Raw genomic sequence first — 18,927 nt, 5'->3', positions numbered from 1 at the left:
ACGGATTCTAAATCGAGTAAGACAAAAATGGCTCAAAACAAAGAAGATATGCAGAATCCTTTATTCCATTTTTGGAATTTATCCCCTAAGGAATGTTTGGATCGTTTAGGATCCAATCCTCTCGGTTTATCCGAATCGGAGGCAAAGGAGAGAATTTCTAAATACGGCGCCAATCGCCTGACCAAAAAGAAAGATTCCGGTTCGATCGGCTTATTTTTTTCTCAGTTCAAAAGTCCCATCATTCTTCTTTTGTTTTTTGCCGCCGGGCTTTCTATCATCGTTCGGGATTCCACGGAAGCGATGATCATTCTTGGAATCGTTTTAATCAGCGGAGTTCTCGGTTTTTGGCAGGAACTCGGAGCTAAAAACGCAGTCGCAAAATTGATCGAGATGGTGCAAGTAAAGGTTTCCGTCTTCCGAGACAATTCTCAAAAAGATGTGTCCTTGGAAAACGTGGTTCCGGGCGATATTCTAAGGCTGAGCGCCGGGGATGTCATTCCCGCCGATTGTCTTCTTTTAGAATCGAAGGATCTCTTTGTAAACGAAGCGACTCTTACCGGTGAAACCTATCCTGCCGAAAAAAATACGGAGACCGTTTCCAAAGAATCGGGTCTTTCCAAAAGAACAAATTCGCTTTGGATGGGAACACACGTAATCAGCGGAGAAGCAAAGGCGATCGTGGTGAAAACCGGAAAGGACACCGAGTTTGGAAAAATTTCGGAACGACTCAAGCTAAGACCACTTGAAAACGAATTCGAGGCGGGCGTTCGGAAGTTCGGATTTTTTCTTCTTCATATTACTTTACTTTTAGTAATTTCTATCTTTGTGATCAACGTGCTGATTGGTCGTTCCGTTCTGGATTCTTTTCTATTCTCTCTTGCTTTAGCGGTTGGCCTTACTCCTCAGCTACTTCCGGCGATCATCAGCATCAATCTTTCGCACGGTGCAAAAAGAATGGCCGAGAAAAAAGTGATCGTGAAACGACTGACCGCCATCGAAAACTTCGGGAACATGAACATCATCTGTTCGGACAAAACCGGAACACTTACGGAAGGAACCGTAAAGATGCAATCTGCGATGGATATTTTCGGAAAACAAAACGACGAAGTCGCCCTTTTTGCATTCTTAAACGCTTCTTTTGAAACAGGTTTTATCAACCCGGTGGACGAATCGATTCGAAACGATCTTCAGTTTGATATTTCCGAATACAAAAAAGAGGACGAAATCCCCTATGACTTTCTTAGGAAACGCCTGAGCATCGTCGTGTCTCACAAAGAAGAACATTTTATGATCACAAAAGGAGCCCTGACAAATGTTCTTTCCATTTGTAGATTTGCAAAAACGAATCAGAAAGAAAAGGTCGAGATCGATTCCGTAAAGGACCAAATTCTAAAACTTTACGAAGAGTTCAGCGCAAAAGGTTATAGAATTTTAGGAATCGCTGTAAAGGATCTCGGGCCCGTTTCCAAAATCGATAAATTAGAAGAACAGAATATGACCTTTATAGGACTTCTTTCTTTCTACGATCCGCCAAAACAAAACGTTGCAAAAACCATTGCCGAATTAAACCACTTAGGAGTTTCGCTAAAAGTGATAACCGGAGACAATCGATTTGTCGCAGCGAGTCTATGCTCTCAGATTGGAATGGACGAACACAGAACCCTCTGCGGTCCCGAACTAAATTCGATCAGTGATGAAGCTTTGATTCAAATAGTGGGAAACATCGACGTTTTTGCCGAGATTGAACCGAATAGTAAGGAAAGAATCATCATCGCGCTCAAAAAAGCGGGTAACGTAGTCGGATATATCGGAGACGGAATCAACGACGTATCAGCGCTTCATTCCGCGGACGTCGGAATTTCGGTAGATACAGCCGTCGACGTGGCAAAAAATGCCGCCGATATCGTTCTACTGGAAAAGGATCTGGAAGTCTTGGTGGAGGGAGTCGAGGAAGGAAGGGTCACCTTCGCTAATACTCTAAAATACGTTTTTATGGCAACGAGCGCTAACTTCGGAAATATGTTTAGTATGGCCGGGGTTTCTCTTTTTCTTCCGTTTTTACCACTTTTGCCAAAACAGATTTTACTCACTAATTTATTGACTGATTTTCCCGAGATGACCATCGCGACCGATCGTGTGGATACGGAGATGGTCGCAGCTCCGAAACATTGGGACATTGTCGCAATTCGAAAGTTTATGATCGTGTTCGGTCTTGTGAGTTCTTTTTTTGATTACCTCACTTTTGGAATTTTATACTGGGTTTTAAAAGTAAGTCATGAGCAGTTTAGAACGGGTTGGTTTATAGAATCCGTGGTCTCCGCTTCTCTCATCGTTCTTGTGATTCGAACAAGAAATCCGTTTTACAAAAGTCGTCCGAGTAAGTTCCTTTTATTCGCCACCTTCGCCGTAATCGGAGCAACATTAGAGATTCCTTATACTCCGATTGCCGAAGTTTTTGGCCTTGTTCCCTTACCTCTGGAGTTTTTAAGTCTTTTGTTTGGGATTATACTTCTTTATATCAGCGTTGCGGAAATCACAAAACGTAAATTTTATAAAAGGGTAAAAATCTAAATTCTAAAAATGGATCGGATCGAGATTAAAAAAATTTCCCGGAGAAGGATCGTTTGCGGAACTTAAAAAAAACGAATCCACGATCCTTCGTCGAGATTATTTTTTAGAGGACAAGCGTTCTTCTTCCCATTCTTTCCAACCCAAATATACGTTTCCCATTCCTGAAATTAGAAAACCGGTCCCAGTCCAGATGAGAATCGTAAAAATTCCGATGATCGGAAAGAATAGGATTGCGATCGCGAAAAGGAGGGTTGCGATTCCCAAAGCCATCGTCCAACCCCAAGGATAAGATTTGAATACGCGAATGTCCATAGAAAACGATATCAGCGAAGACGCTCGAAAGATCAGTAAAAATCCGAAAATAAACGGAAGCGTCACCGCGGTGATCTCGGGATGTAAGACTAAGATCGTCCCCACAAGTAAATCAATGATTCCTAATACAAGATTCCAACTTAAAATTCCGGGACTTTTACGATTGTAAAAAGCGAAAAGAATCTGGGCCACTCCCGTCACCGCAAGAATGACTGAGAATAAAAGTGCGAGTCCCAGATAACTTTGTCTCGGAAAAAAAACGGTAAAAGCACCGGTTGCAATCCAGATCAGACCGACGAGGATATGAAGCCACCAGTGTTTCGTGTCTTTAAAGATACTCACCGGAATCTTATTTTTTTACAGGGCAAGTGCTGATTCCCAAAAGGGAATAAAGCGGGCACCAGCCGACCACTCCGGTCACGATCGGAATCAATCCAAGTACTGAAATCCCGGTTCCCAACAACCCTTGTGTCATAAACCCGAGAACCACCAAACCAAGACCGACTACGATTCTTGCGATTCTATCGATATTTGCTTCATTTGTTTTCATCATTCTTTCTCCGTAAAATTTTGATACACTCATTCTGAACTCGTTTTCAAAGAATGAAATCGTAATTTCTCTTCAAAGCGCGTGAGGGACGATGATAATTGTCAAGGACGGATTTGATAAGAATCCCCTAAGACGACGTGATTTGTCCGGATTCCTAAAACTTTTGCCACCAAATCCCAAACATCCTTTTGCAAAAGTGTGGTAAAATTCAAAAAAAATCCATCCAATTGAACAAATTCTTAGAAAATGAATTGAAAACCGACTTATAATTTGATAGGTTCTGTTTCTGCATTTCTCCCTGTGCGGAAACAGTAAAAACAAACGAATTTTCTATCGTCTTCGCCTTGAATGATTGAATTTGCAATGAATGAAAATGAGTTAAAATCAAATGATTTTCGCCTGATTTTTGAGTCCTTGCCCGGTCTTTATCTTATTTTACTCCCCGATTTTAGAATTACGGCAGTCAGCGAATCGTATTTGCGAGCTACGAATACCAAAAGGGAGGAGATAGTCGGAAGGGGGCTTTTTGACGTTTTTCCGGACAATCCCTCCGATCCGAACGCGACGGGTGTCAGCAATCTAAAAGATTCGATTCTTTCCGTGATCAAAGACAAAGCGACTAACGCAATGGCTGTGCAGAAATACGACGTGAAACGCCCGGACTCGGAAGGAGGAGGTTTTGAAGAAAAATTCTGGAGCCCTGTCAATTCTCCGGTTTTAAATTCCAAAGGAGAAGTTGTCTACGTCATTCACCGCGTCGAAGACGTAACAGAATTTGTCCGATTGAAGAATTTAGGAAACGAACAGAATAAAATCACCGAAGAATTGAGAAGCCTAACCGCTTCGATGGAAAATGAAATTTATCAAAGAGCTCAGGAGATCCAAAACTCGAACAAAAAACTTACCTCTCTCAACGACGATCTTACAAGAAGAGAAGAGGAACTAAAACAGGTTTATGAAAAGTTAATCGAACTCGATCAGCTCAAAACTCAATTTTTCGCCAACGTAAGTCACGAACTCAGAACTCCTCTTACCTTGATTCTTGGTCCGACCCGTTCCTTGTTAAAACAAGAATCGATTTCTCAGTTTCAAAAAGGTCTTCTGGAAACGATAGAACGGAATTCCTACACTTTACTCAAACACGTCAACGATCTTCTGGATATCTCCAAACTGGAAGCGGGCAAGATGACATTCAAATATTCGAATGTGGATCTTTCCAGAACCGTTTCGAACATTACCTCACATTTTGATTCCGTCGCTAAAGAAAGAAATATCGAGTTCGAAACAACCCTTCCTGAAACTTGTATGATTCCCCTGGACGAGGCAAAAGTGGAAAGGATTCTATTAAACCTGATCGCGAATGCCTTTAAATTCGCGCCGGACTTCGGCAAAATTCGCTGTCAACTTCAAAGAGAAAATTCCGAAATTTCCATTCGAGTAGAAGACGACGGGCCGGGAGTTCCCGAAAAATTACGGGAATTGATTTTTGATAAATTCAGACAAGGTGAAGAAGGGGACTCTCGTTCTTTTGGAGGAACCGGTTTGGGGCTTGCGATCGTTAAGGAATTCGTAAATCTCCATTCGGGAAAGGTCTCAGTCACGAACTCTTCGCTTGGAGGAGCGTTGTTTGAAGTCATTCTTCCGATCGTCTCAAACGAAGGAATCGAAAACGCAAGACCTTCCCCTCATGAAGAACTGATTCCCGCCATCATGAGCGCCGTCTCCGATCTAAAAAAAATCGGAGACGATACCTTAGAAGAACCGAATCTGTCCGGCTCAAAACCGAAAGTTTTGATCGTGGAGGACAACGCAGAAATGAGGCGTTATATCGCGGACACAATTTCATCCGAATTTCAGATTTCAATGGCGACTAACGGTAAGGAAGGATTGGAAAAAGCGAAACAGGAAAAACCGGATGTGATCGTGACCGACATAATGATGCCGGTTCTAAGCGGGGATCGAATGGTTCGTGCAATTCGAGAACATTCCGAATTGAATTCCACGTCCATCATCTTTTTAAGCGCCAAAGCGGATATGGACGCTCGTATCCGACTTTTGAGCGAGGGGGCTCAGGATTATCTGATCAAGCCGTTTGCTCCGGAGGAACTTTTGGTCCGAGTTCGGAATTTTATCCGATTAAAAAAAACGATCGAAACTCTCGAAGCCACAAACGCAGACATGGAAGCCTTTAGTTATTCCGTATCTCACGATCTACGAGCTCCGATCCGAGGTATCGAAGGTTTTGTAAAAATTTTGGTGGAAGATTTCGGCGACACGTTGGATCCGGAGGCGCTTCGGATCGTAAATATAATCGAGAAAAGTATAGTGCTTATGAATAGCCTTATTCAAAATCTTCTTGATTTTCATAAGGTGAGCAAAATCGAACTCGCAAGCCGAACCGTGGATATGGACGTCCTTGTCCGCGATATTGTCATGATGTTACAACAGGAAAATCCGAATCAAAATCATTGTTCGATCCAAATCGATAACCTTCCGACCGCTTTGGGAGACGGCGCCGCTTTGAAACAAGTCTGGGTTAACTTGATTTCGAACGCCATAAAGTATTCTTCCAAAAGCGATCATCCCGAAGTTCGAATCGGATGCAAAGAAGGAGAAGAATGGAATACTTATTTTGTCCAAGACAACGGAGTTGGATTTGATAAACGATACGTAAATCGGCTCTTTAAGGTATTTCAAAGATTACATTTACAGGACGAGTTTGAGGGAACGGGGGTAGGTTTAGCTATTGTAGCTCGTATAGTCCAACGTCACGGAGGGAAGGTTTTTGCGGAAGGGGAGGTGGGTAAGGGTTCAAAATTCTCGTTTTCCCTTCCTGTAAATTTACAAGAATAGTTTAAAATAAACTGATATTCTAATATATCAGATCAGGGCGCAAATTTCAAATTTCGAGTATGGAGTGTCGTAAAAATGAGATGGAGATTTCTATTTTTAGAAGATTCTCTTTTGGATTTGGAGTTGATTCAAAGACAGTTGAGGAAGGCTAAAATCGATTACGAATCGATTCACGTCAGCGATTCGGAAGGATTTTCACACGCTATACAAAAAGATAAACCTCATTTGATTCTTTCCGATTTTAGTCTCCCAAAATACGACGGTTTTTCAGCTCTGATGGCGGCCAAAAAAATGTGCCCTGAAACTCCGTTTATCTTTGTTTCAGGAACCTACGGAGAAGAAGCCGCAATTCAGACCTTGACGATGGGTGCGACCGATTATGTTCTCAAAGATAAGATTGAAAAATTATTACCCGCCGTTCAAAGGGCTCTGCACGAGCTCGAAGACCATGAACTCAGAAGAAAGGCCGAAAAAGAAAAATACGAATTAGAAGAGCAGTTAAGACAAAGTCAAAAGTTGGAAGCGATGGGACTTATGGCCGGAACTCTAGCGCACGAAATCAACAATCCCTTGTTTGCTATCACCGAATACGCGGCTCTCATCGCAAAAGAAGATCTCGACCGAGAAAAAATAAGAGCTCTCGCGACCAAAATCAGAGATGAAAGCGCGAGAATTTCCACGATTATGAAGGATCTTCTTCGATTTTCACGCGAAGAGAAAGGAAATTTTTATCCGGTCGATGTTTCCGAAGTCCTCGTAAAAATTCAGTCTATCTCTCAACAGATTTTTAAGATGAACAAGATCGATGTTCGTTGGGAAAACATCGACGAGGGAAATGTCATCCTTTGCAGATTGGGTCAGATCTTGCAGATTCTTTTAAACCTCATCAACAATTCCGTGGATAGCCTCAATCAGAGATTTCCGGATTATGACGAAAGAAAAAGAATTCGGATTTCGGTATTCTTACAGGAGATCCAAGGAAACATGTTCGCTCAATTTGAAGTGGACGATTATGGAATGGGAATTCCCGAAGAAATTCAGAATTCAGTCTTTAAAACGTTCTTTACCACGAAGGCCGCTGACAAAGGAACCGGTCTCGGTTTATCCGTGAGTTTGGGAATCGCGGAGGAACACGGAGGTTCTTTGTCGTTTAAAAGCGTTCCGGGAGAGAATACATGCTTTTATTTGAATATTCCGCTTTGTAAAACTCCGTTGCAATAGACGAAATTGATAAACGAAAAGAATTTTTCTTAAAAAGGGAGCCTATACGATACAAGACCGCCGAAAATATCCGGAGATCGTCGAGTAAGAACTAACGATAACGTCTATGCATTGATCGAAAACCGTAGACGTTATCAAAATTTTGCTTAAGGTTTTTTCGGAGCAAATTTCAAGAAGTGTTCTACTTCTTTTTTGCTACCGACGACTAACGTAGTACGTTGGTGCAATTCTTCCGGAGTCAAATCTAAAATTCGTTCTCCGTAAACCGTGACCGCGACACCGCCCGCTTGTTCAGCGATAAACGCCATCGGCGCCGCTTCGTAGAGGAGTCTAAGTTTACCGTTTGGATACTTTGTTGATTTTGTATCGTTCGGATAGAGGAAGATTCCACCTTTTAAAAGATTTCTATGAAAGTCAGCGACCAAGGAGCCGATATATCTTCCCGATTGAGGTTTTTTACCGCCTTCGATCGACTTGATATCGCGGATGTAGTTTTTCACCTCGTCGGACCAATAGTTGTAATTCCCTTCGTTGATGGAATAGATTCCACCCGTTTCGGGCATCTGCATATCGGGGTGAGAAAGAATGAATTCCCCACAAGAAGGATCCAAGGTAAAACCGGAAACTCCCTTTCCAGTGCAAAGAACCAGCATGGTAGAAGAGCCGTATAAAACATAACCCGCAGCTCTTTGTTTGGACCCTTGCTGAAGAAGATCGCCTAACGTGCCCGGTGTTCCGCCGGGACTTTTTCTCAAGTGAACCGAGAAGATTGTTCCGATGGAAACGTTAGCGTCGATATTGGAAGATCCGTCGAGGGGATCGATCGCGATCGTATATTTTCCGATCTTGTAGCCGTTCGGTACCGGGACGGTTTCTTCGTGTTCTTCGCTTCCGAGAATACAAAGATGACCGCAGCGGGTCAGGGTGTGGTTGAATACTTTATCAGCATATTCGTCCAACTTCATTTGGGTTTCACCCTGAACGTTTACGACTTCCGTAGAACCGAGAATGTTTTCTAAAAGTCCGGCCTTGCGAACCTCTCTGGATACGATCTTAGCCGCATAAACCAAATGGCTCATAAGAGCCGTAAAATCCCCGGTCGCCTGGGGTAACTTGAGCTGTTCTTCGATTAAATACTGGGAAAGACTCAATGTTTGTGTAGGATGGACAGACATAAATTCCTCTAGGAAAATGATTCCAACAGAGTTTTACGAGTGCCTGCGAATTCAAGCGAAAAGCTCTCTTAAAATGGCTCGAGAACTTCGTTCCAAAACCTGAATTTGTGGGAACTCCTCGTTTTTGATTACTCGGCAGATCCAACTCCCAAAAAACACATATCCTTACCCGCAAGTTAAAAAGCGCTTTCGAATCAGGGCGGTCCCAATCAAAATTTTTGTAGGAGCTTCTACAAATTTTCTTTCCGTTTTCGAGATAGGACTCGGAATTCTTCTTTTAAAAATTAGAAACGGAAGGGAAGAATCTTGCAATTTCACGAGAATCAAATCCGATATTGAAAGAAGAGGAAAGTCTTGTGGAATCTACAATCAAACCGATCACTCATAAATACAAAATTTCGGAAGATTTATTCGAGGAATTTTCGGATCAGATTTTGAGGGACATTCGAAATTCCCTGAGTAACGAGATCGTGATCACCCATTTTCGTTTCCAAGATCTTTATTCGTATTTCAAACTCTTGGGTGAGCAGAGATCCGGCGAGATCATGAAGGAGCTCAAGGCTATCATCCAAGCTCATCTAAGACCCTATGACAAGTTGTATGTTCTCAATTCAAGATCCATTCTTACACTCTCTCCCGATTGTAAGATAGAGATCGTACAAGCTCGTTTTGACGAGGTTGTCTTTCAAGTCAATCATCTCATCGTAGACTACGAGATCCAGTTTATGGAACTCAATTCTCCGATCGAAAGCCTGGAGCCGATTTGGAAGAATCTTCTCGTCTCTTCAAAAAGTACATGACGTCTGTTAAGCGATTTTTTTTGATTCCGATGTACAAAGTTTGCCTTTTTTAAAAAGTCCTTTAGGGAATACGAGATTGTACCGTAAATTTTCACGAGGCTTCAAACCTCGGAGGAAAGTATGGATCAAGCAGAAAAGTTCAAGAATACCTTGGCGCGATACATTGAATACAGAGGAATCGATATCATCCTCCATCTCAAAAACGGAACCGTAATCGAACTTGATAAAAACAGAAGATTGAACGGCGATGTTGTGATTAAGAACGGGAAAACAGGAATCGTAGCACAGATCGAAATTTCTGAAATTCAGAGAGCCGAATTCTTCGCCGCTTAAGGTTTATAGAAAATAAAATCACTTTCTGAGATTTTGTCGGAAAACCCTTGACATAATACCCCCTTTTTCAGGTAATGTAAATCTGGTCTATCCATTTCTTTTGGAAATTGGTAGGTATTTTTGCATGCAATTTTGTCACCGAATGTTTCGTTTTCGGGACATCTATTAAAACGAAGGAATCAAAAAATCGAATGGTAGGAATCATTGTTAAAGACGGAGAGTCGATCGAATCTGCTCTAAAACGTTTCAAACGCGACTGCGCGAACGCTGGAATCATGAGCGAAATCAAACGCAGAGAATACTTCGAAAAACCGAGTATCAAAAAGAAAAAAGCGATCGAATCCGCAAAAAGAAAGGCTGAAAAGAAAAAACGCCTTTTCTCTAAAAAAGACAAAGCCTAAGTTTAGGCTTTGTTAAAACCGGAATCCAAAAAGATTCCTCTCTTAAAGAATCATAAAAACTATGTCCCTGCAGATAAAAATCAATGACGATCTGAAAGAGGCGATGAAAGCGAAGAAAGAACCTCATCTTTCTACGCTTCGTCTTTTGAAGTCCGACATACAGTATGAGCTCACAAAAACCGGAGCCAAAGAGCTTTCGGACGAGCAAGTTATCACCGTCATCAAAAAGGCTTATGCAAAACGTCTGGATGCGATTGGTATGTATGAAAAAGCGGGGAGAAAAGATCTTTTAGCACAAGAAGAAGGAGAAGCCAGCGTTTTGAAGGAATACCTTCCGCCGGAACTTCCCGAATCTGAAATCATAGCAATCATAGACCAGATCTTTGCGGAACTACAACCAACCGCAAAAGACATGGGAAAGGTAATGGGTCGTGTCATGGCCGCATTCAAAGGAAAGAGCATAGACGGTACCAAAGTTTCGGCAATTGTTAAATCCAGGCTTTCCTGAGTGGGCTCCCTTTGTCTAACAAAAAGGATTTCATCGATCGAATTCACCGGGAAGTCCCCATCGAATCTTATATATCCCGTTTTGTACCTCTTAAAAAAAGAGGGAAGAATTTCATAGGGCTCTGTCCGTTTCACCAAGAAAAATCTCCTTCGTTTAACGTTTCTGCTGAAAAGCAGTTCTACTATTGTTTCGGCTGTAAAGCTTCAGGAGATCTTATCCGCTTCGTAATGGATTACGAGAGAGTGGATTTTACAAGAGGTCTTGAAATTCTTTCCGAGTATTCCGGAATTCCTCTGGAAGAGAAAAATTCGAAACTCGCGGAAGTTTCCGATTTTCTCTATAAAATCAATCAAAAGGTTTCCGAATATTATCAACACCTTTTGCATACACCCGTTGGAAAGAGCGCTCTCGATTATTTGAAGTCGAGAGAGATCGAAGATTCTGAAATCCGTCTTTTTGGTTTGGGTTATGCACCCGAAGGATTCGATACCCTGGCTAAAGAAGTTCTTAAAACCAAGGATGAAATTGCGGGTGCGATCCAACTCGGACTTCTTCGCGAAAAGGAAGCCGGAAACGGACGTCCTTATGATTTTTTTCGAGATCGAATCATGTTTCCCGTGTTGGATCTTTCCGGAAGAGTGATCGCTTTCTCCGGAAGAATTTTGGGTCCCGGGAAGGAAGCCAAATACATCAATAGTCAGGCATCGGTTGTTTTTGATAAAAGTAGGACCTTCTACAATTTCTTCCGTGCCAGAGAAGGTGTCAGAAAGACCGGCGAGGCGATGCTCGTAGAAGGATATCTGGACGTAATTGGACTAGCGAGACGGGATTTTGAAAATGTGATCGCTTCTATGGGAACAGCCATTACGGAGAATCATATCCGGACTTTGAAGAAGTTTGCGGAAAGAGTGGTTTTGGTTTTGGATGGGGACGTCGCCGGAAGAAAGGGCGCCCTTCACGCGGCCGAAATCTGTCTAAAAGAAGGAATGGAATGTTCCATCGTGTTGCTTCCGGAAGGAAAAGACCCGTTTGATCTGGCAAAATCGTTAAATAGACAAGAACTGAACGAACTCCTTTCCCAAAGAATTCAAGGTTCCGAGTTCGTTGTCGAAGAATTGCTCGATAGAGCCGATTCTCGTGCGCTTCCCGAGAAAAAGAGAAAAGCACTTCAAAATCTATATTCTTTTATTCAAAATCTAAACCGGGAAACTGACAAACAATTCTTTCTTGGACTGGGAGCAAATAAACTCGGAATCAGCATGGATGCGGTTCTTCGGGATTTTAAAGGAGGGCCAGGTGCAAAGAATGGACCCTCGACTGCCGATACTAGATCTAACGTAAAAGAAACACAAACTCTTACGGGTCCGGCTCTTGATTGTGAAAGAAAGATCATTTCGATGCTCGTAAAACATACGGGGTTATTCTCTTATTCGGAAGAGATTTCTTCCATGGAATTTTTGGACACGGCGAGTTCTTATCTCTGGGATTATTTGTATACGATCTACACGGGAGAAGGGGAAATTTCTCCGGTTCAGATCTTAGCCTCGGACATTCCCGAGGACTTAAAACAGGCGTTAGCCCCTTATCTTTTGGAAGAGGATTCCGAAAAGATAGAACCGGGAGAATTGCAAAAAGTATTTAGAATTCTGCTTTTACAGCAGAAGAAGTTTCGGATCGAGGAACGAATTCGGGAACTCGATCAAAAGAGAGAACGTTTTTTTACGCCCGAGATCTTTACGGAACTCAGTTTTTATCGTAAAGAAAAAGAAAAGATTCTGGAACATATCCGGAGTCAATCAGCTACCACATAAATAGAGGGAATTTGAAATGATGGAAAATCTGCAAAGCATGCCTGAGGTTCAGAAGATTATATCTCTTGGAAAGGCAAACGGAGAAGTTTCGTATGATGATATCAACGAGATTCTTCCCGACAAAATTCTGAACTCAGAAAAGATCGACGATTTTTTTACCCTCTTACACGAGATGGGGATCGAAATCGTGGAAGAATACACCAGAAATACTCTGGAGCCCGCTTCCACACTCGTTCCCAAAGACGATTCTAAACCCGCGAGAAAGAAAAAAGAATCTTCTTCGTCCGCAAGCGGTTCCGAAGATCCGATCAAACTCTATTTGAGAGAAATCGGAAAGGTAAGTTTGATCTCCGGTGAAACCGAAGTATTCCTCGCAAAAAGAATCGAGAAGGGAGAAAAGATCATCGAAGAGACGATCTTAAGTTCTTCCATTCTCAGAGCTAACTATATCAAACTTCTTCCGAAAATTAGAAGCAAGAAGATCAAAGTTTACGACCTCATTCGTGTAGACAAGATGTATGCGCTCAACGCGGAAGAGGCGCACAAATTAGAGGAATTATTCTTCAAAAACATTCTCGTGATTCAAGAACAAGAGAAGGTTTTACAAGAAGCCGTTTCTAAGATCCGGAAGTATTCCGAGACTTCCAAAAAGTTCAAAGAATTTAAAGAGAAGATAGACGCTTCCACCGACGTCATTCACAATGCGATCCGAGAGTTGGGAGTTTCTCAAAAAGAAATTCAGAAAATCTCGCAGAAGATCAAATCCATGGTTTTTAGAATCAAGGAGATCGATCGTCATTTCCTAAAAATCAAAGCCCAATACGGTCAAGACGTAAGAGACATCAAAGCGTTTAACCGATTTATCGAAAAGAACGAGAAGTTAGACGACATCGAAGTCAAGATGGGAGTGAATATAGACGAAGTTCGCGAGGTCATCAAAGACATTCGGAACAACGAAAGAAAACTCCGCCGTATGGAACAGGAAGCCGGTTCTACGGTTCAAGAAATTAAAGACTGGGGCGAGAAGATCATCAAAGGCGAGAGAGAAATCTCTCAGGCCAAAAAAGAACTTGTAAAAGCTAACTTACGACTTGTGGTTTCCATCGCGAAACGTTATGCGAATCGCGGGATGCACTTTTTCGATTTGATTCAGGAAGGGAACATCGGTCTGATCAAAGCCGTTGATAAGTTCGAATACAAAAAAGGTTATAAATTCTCCACATACGCTACTTGGTGGATCCGTCAGGCGATTACGAGAGCGATTTCGGATCAGGCGAGAACGATCCGCGTTCCGGTTCACATGATCGAGCAGGTCAACAAGGTGATCCGCGAAACTAGACTTTTTGTTCAGGAATTCGGAAGAGATCCGAGCAACGAAGAAATTGCGGAAAGACTCGGATGGCCGGTTCAGAAAGTGAAGATGGTAAAAAACGTGGCGAGAGAACCGATCTCTCTGGAGATTCCAGTTGGTTCCGAAGAAGATTCCGAACTCGGGGATTTTATCCCGGATACGGAAGTGGAAACCCCTGTAAACGCGGCGGCGTCCAGCATTCTCGCGGAACAGATTCGTCAAGTTTTACATACACTTCCTGCGCGCGAACAAAAGGTCATCCGGATGCGTTTTGGTCTGGACGACGGTTATCCTCAAACTTTGGAAGAAGTCGGTTATCAGTTCAAGGTTACGAGAGAGAGAATTCGTCAGATCGAAGCGAAGGCGCTCCGAAGACTCAGACATCCATCACGTTCGAAGAAACTCAAGGATTATATTGACGGTTGATTTTGTAGGAGTTCCTACAAGTAGAAGAGAGAATTTTGAATTGCCAGTCGCGGATTTTTCTGATAGAGAAAAATCTCCCGAGTTTTTCCCGCCACCGCACCCCACCACCCAAGATCAGGGTGGGGCGCGCGACTTTCACGGAGGATTTGTTGTTACGACAAAATAATCCATCGTTCTTTCTGACGTTTTCTAACCTTCAAACATTAGAACCGTAATTTCCCGATTCTATTCTTAACTCGCAATTCTTAAAAGGTGGAATAGCGTTACTTGTAAGACTTTCTCAAACTCTCGATCAGCTCGAGAGTTTCCGCTTCTTCCGCCTTCTTTTTCGTTTCCTTCCACTTGAGTTGTTTTGCAAGAATCGTCGCTACCGGCCCTATCATTTTCTGAGACAATTCCAGATCCAAGAAAAGAATCCTAAATCTCCTCGCCAGAATGTCTGTAACTCCCAAAGCAAATTCTTCTTTGACCGCAAAGACGACTTCTTCTTCAAAGAAAGGAATTCCCTTTCCGATCAGTTTCGGTTTTTTCCCTAAAACATCGAAAACCTCGGTTCCGTAGTAGTTCTGAAGACGTCTGGCAAATTTCGAATCGATCTTATAGGTTTTTTCTAATTCTTTATGGAGAGTTCCGGAATATCCTTTCGATCCGGGGAAAGGATAAATTTTTGTGGAACATTCTTCTTTGGTTTCTATGTTTCCGACCTGGATGAGTTTATCAACTAACTCTTCCGCCATCTTTCTATAGGTGGACCATTTTCCTCCACCCATCGTAACAAGACCCGAGTTGGAAACGAGAATCACTTCCTCTCTGGAAATATTTTTAGTATCTTGATTTCCTTCCGGAGAGATGAGGGGACGAATCCCCACAAAAACGGAAAGAATATCCTTTTGAGAGACTTTTGATTCCAGATATTCGTTTCCGGTATCTAACAAGAATTGAACCTCGTTACCGATCGGAAGAGGTTCGTCTCCCGGATTTTCAATCGGAGTATCCGTGGTTCCTAAAATCACGTGATCTTCCCAAGGAATGATAAATACGACCCTTCCGTCTTTTGTCTTTGGTATGATCATCGCGGACTCGCAAGGAATTTTTTCCTTGGAGAATACGAGATGGATTCCTTGACTTGGAGACAGCACGTTAAACGTCCTTGGGTCGTCCAATTTCCGTACGTGATCGACCCAAACTCCGGTTGTGTTCGCGATTACCTTCGCATAGATCGGAAAAATTTTTCCCGTTTCCAGATCTTTGAGATTCGCACCCTTGAGTTTTCCTTTCTCTTTGATAAAAGAAACGAGTTCCACACGATTGGCGACGGTCGCTCCTTCTTTCTCTGCCGCTCTCGCAAGGAGAACGTTCAAACGAGAATCATTGAATTGAGCGTCGTAGTAAGTGATTCCTCCGAAGAGCCCTTCTTTTTTGATCGCTGAGAATTCGGAGATCGTTTCGGACTTCGAAATCGTTTTGTGAGAAGGAAGTTTTCCTCTCGATGCAAGAATATCGTAAAGAGTCAATCCGATTCCATAATACGGTCTTTCGTAGAATCGGTACGCGGGAAGAACAAATTTGAGAGGTTTTACGAGATGAGGAGCGTTTTCTAAAAGTCTCTGTCTTTCGGTGAGGGCTTCGTGAATGAGTTTGAAATGAAACTGAGCCAGGTAACGGACTCCGCCATGAATGAGCTTCGTGGAACGGGAAGAAGTCCCCGAAGCAAAATCCCTCTTTTCGATAAGCGCGGTTTTATATCCTCTTTTTGCGGCATCAAACGCAGCGCCCGCGCCGGTGGATCCGCCGCCTATAAAGAGAATATCATAAGATTCTTTTTGTAATTTTGAAATTTGTTCGGCTCTGCCTTGTTTTTCCATTTTCACAATTCTTCCTGCTTTACAGGTTTCTTTCCCCCTGCAAATTTGCATTAAGTTTCACAATCGGTACCATTTTTTCTTGCATGCACATTCAAAAACAAATCGAAATTATTCGCCGGGGCTGCGTTGATTTAATCAGCGAAGAAGAACTCAAGGCCAAACTTACCAAAAAAGGTAAGCTTAAAATAAAGGCAGGTTTTGATCCGACGGCGCCGGATCTTCACCTCGGACATTTTGTTCAGCTAAAAAAGCTCAAACACTTTCAAGACTTAGGTCATGAAGTTTCCTTTTTACTCGGGGACTTCACGGCGATGATTGGCGATCCAACCGGAAAATCCGAAACGAGAAAAAGGCTCTCCAAAGAAGAGGTTTTGGAGAATTCGAAAACCTATCAGAACCAGGTTTTTAAGGTTCTCGATCCTCAGAAAACCAAGATCGTCTACAATTCCACCTGGTGCAGCGAGATGAAATTCGAAGACGTTCTGGTCCTGAGTTCCAAATACAATGTCGCAAGAATGTTGGAAAGAGACGATTTCAGCAAACGATATAAAGCCGGCCAATCGATTTCGATGATAGAATTTCTCTATCCCTTAGTGCAGGGTTACGATTCCGTCGCGATGGAATGCGACGTCGAACTCGGAGGAACCGATCAGAAATTCAATCTTCTCGTGGGAAGGGATTTGCAGAGAGAATACGGAAAGGAAGCTCAGTGTGTCATCACACTTCCACTGTTAGTCGGACTCGACGGAACGAAGAAGATGTCCAAGTCTCTCGGAAACTACGTCGGAATCACCGAAGCTCCGATCGACATGTTCGGAAAACTCATGTCCATATCCGACGATCTGATGTGGAATTATTTTGAACTTCTTACCGATCTTCCTCTCCCGGAAATTCAAAATCGAAAGAATGGAATCGAAAAAAAGGAACTTCATCCGAAAGAAGTCAAAACCGAACTTGCAAAAATGATCATGGACCAATTTTCACCTCCGTCCGAGAACGACGAAGCGATCGAAGAATGGAAGAAGGTGCACAATCCGAAATCCCGCGCCGTTCCCGACGATATTCCGGAAGTCAAACTCGGAGAAGAATTTTTCGCGGAAACCGCAGAACCCTTGCTCGTATGGGTCTTGAGTAAATTGGCATTTGTTCCCTCCGTTTCAGAAGGAAGAAGACTGATCAAAGCGGGCGGACTGTATCTTTCCGAAGACAAGATCACCGATGAAAAATTGGCGATCCAAAGAGGAAAAGAATACTTGGTAAGACAGGGGAAAAAGGGAAAATTTTTAAAAATTCTTTCCTAAAAATGATTTGAAGAATCCGCATTTTCTCTTTTCAATCGAATCCCCATGTTAAGCGAAGAAGAATCTTCCGAACTCTCCAGGACGATATCCGAAATCAAAAGAAGCGGAATCGAAACGGAGGTCATAGAACGAAAGTTTAGAATGCTTCGCATTCTATTTTCCATAGGATTTTTCACTTTCTTAGGTTCCGTCTCCATTCTTACCTTAACCCATAGAATCTTTCGCTTGGAAGCGACTGTTGAAAAACAAACGGTTCATATCACCAATTTGGAGGAAACTCTGACGTCTCTTCGCCTGGAAGAGCAGCAACAGGAAGAAGAACTCCTCAAATTCAAATCCGAACTCTACAACGCGGTTCCGGACGGGGATTTGTCCGATCAGATCGCCGAAAACAAAATAAATCTCGAAACCTTTCCCGGAGCGGACATCGGAAAGAATATCAATCGGGGAAACGTAAACTTTAAGGAAATCTCTCTTACTTTCGATTTGGGGACGGGCGAGGATCTCAAACTTCTCTACGAATATCTTTCTAAATTTCCGATCAAGATCACCCTGTTTGTCTCCAATGAAAACCCGGCTCTCAAAAACGGATCTCTTTTTAGCAATACTAACATCTACTATTTAAAAAAACTCTCTCAGCTCGGAAATCGGGTCGTTTTCGGAAACCATACTTGGAGTCATTATAATATTCCAAGAAGTTTATATGAATCTTCACTTCGAAAGAGGGCGCTTTTGACTTATATTTCCGACGAGATTCCGGATACTAATTTTCTTCAACAAGAAATGAGAATGGTAGAAGAGAAGTTCGAATCGATCACGGGAAAGGAGCTGACAAAATTCTATCGACTTCCCTACGGAGGTTTCGATCCCCTTGTGATTAAAACCTTCGGAAAACTCGGATTTGCACAGCATATTTTTTGGAGCAACAATTCGGTCGGCTCCTTGGATATTCCGGATTTTGTATATAAGAAATTCATTTATAAAAAAGATCCGCAGACAGGAAAAACTAGAATTTTGCCGAACCCGAATTATAAAACAAGGGCCGAGGCTCTGGATTTTCTTTATCGCTGGGAAGAGGCTGATAAGAATGGAATGAATGGAGCGATCATTCTGATGCACTTGGGTTCTCCGAGACAAACTGAAAAATTAATCTACATTCTTCCGGATTTTATCCAAGAGATGCTTTCAAAAGGTTATAGTTTTGTTACCATTCCTGAAACTCTCAATGATCGACAGGATTGAAACGGAAAAGTCATTTTGTAAGAGCTCCTACAAAATGACTCCGAGAATTTCGATTGCAAAAAGTATGTTTTTCTGATATAGAAAATTCTCACGAGTTTTCCCACCAATCCCGCCTCCACCACCCAAAAAGCATAACCTTACCCACAAGTTAAAAAAGCGATTTCGAATCAGGGCGATCCAATCAAAATTTTTGTAGGAGTTCCTACA

The 18,927-nt window shown here is 42.4% G+C and carries 16 protein-coding genes; 11 read left to right on the top strand and 5 right to left on the bottom strand.

Annotated features, from left to right (window positions below; translation table 11 throughout):
• The first annotated feature begins 27 nt into the window (after positions 1-27).
• Positions 28-2,571 carry a magnesium-translocating P-type ATPase gene (gene mgtA, locus JWG44_RS15890; protein ID WP_232371687.1) on the top strand — a complete coding sequence of 848 codons (2,544 nt, stop codon included), beginning with the start codon at positions 28-30 and terminating at the stop codon, positions 2,569-2,571.
• Positions 2,572-2,667: 96 nt separating this feature from the next.
• Here mgtA and JWG44_RS15885 read toward each other — a convergent pair whose 3' ends face one another.
• Both JWG44_RS15885 and JWG44_RS15880 read right to left on the bottom strand, forming a co-directional pair.
• Positions 2,668-3,225: an HdeD family acid-resistance protein gene (locus tag JWG44_RS15885; protein ID WP_332460799.1), complete on the bottom strand. Its 558-nt coding sequence runs from the start codon at positions 3,223-3,225 to the stop codon at positions 2,668-2,670.
• A gap of 7 nt (positions 3,226-3,232) precedes the next feature.
• Complete coding sequence (locus JWG44_RS15880) at positions 3,233-3,466, bottom strand: YgaP family membrane protein (RefSeq protein WP_332460798.1); 234 nt, start codon at positions 3,464-3,466, stop codon at positions 3,233-3,235.
• A gap of 330 nt (positions 3,467-3,796) precedes the next feature.
• On the opposite strand from JWG44_RS15880, the gene lvrA reads away from it, so the two are divergent.
• The gene (gene lvrA / locus JWG44_RS15875; protein WP_205275988.1) at positions 3,797-6,286 is read left to right on the top strand and encodes a hybrid histidine kinase/response regulator LvrA; all 2,490 of its coding nucleotides are present in this window, start codon (positions 3,797-3,799) and stop codon (positions 6,284-6,286) included.
• 75 nt (positions 6,287-6,361) lie between these two features.
• Positions 6,362-7,507 carry a hybrid histidine kinase/response regulator LvrB gene (gene lvrB, locus JWG44_RS15870; protein ID WP_205275987.1) on the top strand — a complete coding sequence of 382 codons (1,146 nt, stop codon included), beginning with the start codon at positions 6,362-6,364 and terminating at the stop codon, positions 7,505-7,507.
• Positions 7,508-7,653: 146 nt separating this feature from the next.
• On the opposite strand, the gene fbp is transcribed toward lvrB, so the two are convergent.
• Entirely contained in the window at positions 7,654-8,682 is a 1,029-nt protein-coding gene (gene fbp, locus JWG44_RS15865) for a class 1 fructose-bisphosphatase (protein ID WP_118982246.1), read from the bottom strand.
• A 356-nt stretch (positions 8,683-9,038) separates the two neighbouring features.
• On the opposite strand from fbp, the gene JWG44_RS15860 reads away from it, so the two are divergent.
• The 6 genes from JWG44_RS15860 (at position 9,039) to rpoD (ending at position 14,312) form a co-directional block, all read left to right on the top strand.
• Positions 9,039-9,482, top strand: a complete 444-nt coding sequence (locus JWG44_RS15860; RefSeq protein ID WP_205275986.1) for a hypothetical protein — start codon at positions 9,039-9,041, stop codon at positions 9,480-9,482.
• Positions 9,483-9,602: 120 nt separating this feature from the next.
• Positions 9,603-9,815 carry a hypothetical protein gene (locus JWG44_RS15855; RefSeq protein WP_205275985.1) on the top strand — a complete coding sequence of 71 codons (213 nt, stop codon included), beginning with the start codon at positions 9,603-9,605 and terminating at the stop codon, positions 9,813-9,815.
• A gap of 191 nt (positions 9,816-10,006) precedes the next feature.
• The gene (gene rpsU / locus JWG44_RS15850) at positions 10,007-10,216 is read left to right on the top strand and encodes a 30S ribosomal protein S21 (RefSeq protein WP_000232823.1); all 210 of its coding nucleotides are present in this window, start codon (positions 10,007-10,009) and stop codon (positions 10,214-10,216) included.
• A 61-nt stretch (positions 10,217-10,277) separates the two neighbouring features.
• Entirely contained in the window at positions 10,278-10,724 is a 447-nt protein-coding gene (locus JWG44_RS15845; RefSeq protein ID WP_205275984.1) for a GatB/YqeY domain-containing protein, read from the top strand.
• 11 nt (positions 10,725-10,735) lie between these two features.
• Positions 10,736-12,535, top strand: coding sequence for a DNA primase (dnaG, locus tag JWG44_RS15840; protein ID WP_205275983.1), 1,800 nt, complete (start codon positions 10,736-10,738; stop codon positions 12,533-12,535).
• Between the two features lie 19 nt (positions 12,536-12,554).
• Entirely contained in the window at positions 12,555-14,312 is a 1,758-nt protein-coding gene (gene rpoD, locus JWG44_RS15835) for an RNA polymerase sigma factor RpoD (protein ID WP_205276133.1), read from the top strand.
• Positions 14,313-14,575: 263 nt separating this feature from the next.
• On the opposite strand, the gene JWG44_RS15830 is transcribed toward rpoD, so the two are convergent.
• Positions 14,576-16,228 (bottom strand): glycerol-3-phosphate dehydrogenase/oxidase, encoded by a 1,653-nt coding sequence (locus tag JWG44_RS15830; RefSeq protein WP_205275982.1) that lies wholly within the window; start codon positions 16,226-16,228, stop codon positions 14,576-14,578.
• Positions 16,229-16,260: 32 nt separating this feature from the next.
• Between JWG44_RS15830 and tyrS the strand changes: the two genes are divergently transcribed.
• Entirely contained in the window at positions 16,261-17,478 is a 1,218-nt protein-coding gene (gene tyrS / locus JWG44_RS15825; protein WP_205275981.1) for a tyrosine--tRNA ligase, read from the top strand.
• A 45-nt stretch (positions 17,479-17,523) separates the two neighbouring features.
• Positions 17,524-18,720, top strand: coding sequence for a polysaccharide deacetylase family protein (locus JWG44_RS15820; protein WP_205275980.1), 1,197 nt, complete (start codon positions 17,524-17,526; stop codon positions 18,718-18,720).
• Between the two features lie 27 nt (positions 18,721-18,747).
• On the opposite strand, the gene JWG44_RS15815 is transcribed toward JWG44_RS15820, so the two are convergent.
• On the bottom strand, positions 18,748-18,927 hold a 180-nt coding region (locus tag JWG44_RS15815; protein ID WP_205275979.1), incomplete at its 5' end, for a hypothetical protein.

It is taken from the genome of Leptospira ainazelensis (genome assembly GCF_016918785.1).
Classification (GTDB): Bacteria; Spirochaetota; Leptospiria; order Leptospirales; family Leptospiraceae; genus Leptospira; species Leptospira ainazelensis.
The sequence above is the reverse complement of the archived record's forward strand: the minus strand, read 5'-3'. Positions and strand labels throughout refer to the sequence as shown.